Here is a 2,396-nt window from a genome sequence, read left to right as displayed (position 1 = left end):
ATGTCGTAAAACATAGTGGTATCCCCTAGGGGATTCGAACCCCTGTTACCGCCGTGAAAGGGCGGTGTCCTAGGCCTCTAGACGAAGGGGACACAAGGACATATTAATTTGAATTTCGTTAAAAACTCTCGCTTAATATCGGCGGTAAGTTTGGTGGAGCTAGACGGGATCGAACCGTCGACCTCTTGCATGCCATGCAAGCGCTCTCCCAGCTGAGCTATAGCCCCAAACTTATTAAACCACATTTAAGTGCACTACAAGCATTTGCTCGTCTGTGTCTCAACTGCGAGGCGCATTCTATGCAGCGCACCTAAATGTGTCAACTCGTTTTTTAGGAATTTATTCTATCTGCTACAAATTCAATCGCTTTGGATATTCTTTGCTCAGAGCGTGCCTTTCCTATTAAGAATAAGGTGATATCTAAGCCTGGAGACTGCCCTGCTCCGGTCACAGCGACACGTAATGGCATCCCCACTTTACCCATACCTACTTCTAATTCAGCAGCGGTGGCTTCAATCGCTTGGTGGATACCTTCAACGGTCCATTCCGGTAATGCCGCTAGCTTTTGTTGCACTAATTGTAATGGCTCAAGCGCCACACCACGTAAATGCTTTTTCGCCTGCTCGGCATCGAACTCTGCAAAATCCTCATAGAAGTAACGGCTAGATGCAGCTAACTCTTTTAACGTTTTGGCACGCTCAGCTAATGCTGTCACTACAGCTGATAAAGCTGGACCATTTGACGTATCAATCTTTTGATCGTCCATATGCCATTGTAAGTGGGAAGCCACATATTCAGGATCAAGCGTCTTAATATAGTGTTGGTTTAACCAAACCAGTTTTTCGGTATTAAAGGCTGAAGGGGCTTTGTTAATATCATCTAACTTAAAGTACTGCTTCATTTCCTCTAAAGAGAACACTTCTTGGTCGCCATGTGACCAACCTAAACGTACTAAATAGTTAAGCAGTGCTTCAGGCAGATAACCATCATCACGGTATTGCATCACGCTTACCGCACCATGGCGCTTAGACAGCTTGGCACCATCATCCCCTAAGATCATCGATACGTGGGCGTATTCAGGAATAGGTGCACCCAATGCTTTAAGGATGTTGATTTGGCGTGGCGTGTTGTTGATATGGTCTTCACCACGCACTACACAGGTAATCCCCATATCCCAATCGTCTACCACTACACAGAAGTTATAGGTAGGTACACCATCGGTACGAGCAATGATCAGATCATCTAACGCGTCGTTTGAGAATTCGATACGGCCACGAACATGGTCATCAAATACGACTGAACCACCGATAGGGTTTTTAAAACGTACAACAAAAGGCTCATCAGTATCACGCGCCGGCAAGTCACGGCAGCAACCATCGTATTTTTGTGCTTCGCCATTTGCCGCTTGTGCTTCTCTTAACGCATCGATACGTTCACGCGAGCAATAACATTTATAGGCTGTGCCCTGCTCTAACATTTGCGCGATGATTTCGTTATAACGATCAAAACGCTTAGTTTGATAGTACGGGCCCTCATCCCACGTTAGACCTAACCAGTTCATGCCCTCTAAAATGGCATCACAAGCGGCCTGAGTAGAACGCTCAATATCCGTATCTTCGATACGTAAAACAAACTCACCGTTATTGGCACGGGCTTGTAACCAAGAATAAAGTGCAGTACGGGCACCGCCCACGTGCAAAAAGCCTGTTGGGCTAGGGGCAAAACGCGTCTTAGTTGTCATAGTGGGACACTAACCTATATAAAGTCGTCTAGATAAAGACAATCACGATAAAAAGTGGGCTTATTCTAGCAGCCTAAGTCAGCGCTGCAAATGGAACATATCCGCTGATAATACAGATAACACAAAAGTCGATGTATTAATTCGATATAGATATCGCTAGCTGACCAATCATAATAGAAACTAAACGCGCTCACTCACCTCGACTCAGGATCATAAATGTATACCAGCGCTGTTGAACTCATGCCCTATAACCGACCTAAAAATCCATCGTCTCGTCGATATAGAAAACCTGATAAAGTTTAGTGGTTATTTGTGCGGTAATATTCACTATGGGCTGATATACAAAGCTTGCTTAAATCACTCAATCTTAAATTGCCCAATAAAGTAACACTTTAAATGAGCCCGTGATTAACATTAAGTCAATGCGAACAAAAATAGCGCGACCAATGCTTTTTTCATTAAAAAGCGTTGACACCCGATCGAACCTCCCTATAATACGGCTCCACACAGCAGAGGTCGCTTAGCTCAGCTGGGAGAGCACCTCCCTTACAAGGAGGGGGTCACTGGTTCGATCCCAGTAGCGACCACCATGTGTTAAATGCAAATTTAATCATGGTTTACATGTTGTTATATACCCGGGTCGCTTAGCTCAGCC

Annotated in this window: 1 protein-coding gene and 3 tRNA genes; 1 reads left to right on the top strand and 3 read right to left on the bottom strand. The window is 44.8% G+C overall.

Translation table 11 applies throughout. The features are described from left to right. Positions 1-16: 16 nt before the first annotated feature. The 3 genes from SHEWPOL2_RS21850 to gltX all read right to left on the bottom strand — a co-directional run bounded on the left by SHEWPOL2_RS21850 (position 17) and on the right by gltX (position 1,741). A tRNA-Glu gene (locus SHEWPOL2_RS21850) sits at positions 17-92 on the bottom strand. 59 nt (positions 93-151) lie between these two features. Then, positions 152-227: transfer RNA gene (locus tag SHEWPOL2_RS21845), tRNA-Ala, on the bottom strand. Between the two features lie 104 nt (positions 228-331). Beyond that, a complete protein-coding gene (gene gltX, locus SHEWPOL2_RS21840) occupies positions 332-1,741 on the bottom strand; it encodes a glutamate--tRNA ligase (RefSeq protein ID WP_037431714.1) in 1,410 nt (469 codons plus the stop codon). 514 nt (positions 1,742-2,255) lie between these two features. Between gltX and SHEWPOL2_RS21835 the strand changes: the two genes are divergently transcribed. Next, positions 2,256-2,331, top strand: a tRNA-Val gene (locus SHEWPOL2_RS21835). The last annotated feature ends 65 nt before the right edge of the window (positions 2,332-2,396 follow it).

It is taken from the genome of Shewanella sp. POL2 (assembly GCF_000282755.1).
Taxonomy (GTDB): domain Bacteria; phylum Pseudomonadota; class Gammaproteobacteria; order Enterobacterales; family Shewanellaceae; genus Shewanella; species Shewanella xiamenensis.
Note: the sequence above shows the minus strand (reverse complement) of the source record. Positions and strands in the feature narration are given on the sequence as shown.

What these genes read in the sequence shown, in the direction of transcription:
- gltX (WP_037431714.1), bottom strand. Translation starts at nt 1,741, where the DNA reads ATGACAACTAAGACGCGTTTTGCCCCTAGCCCAACAGGCTTTTTGCAC.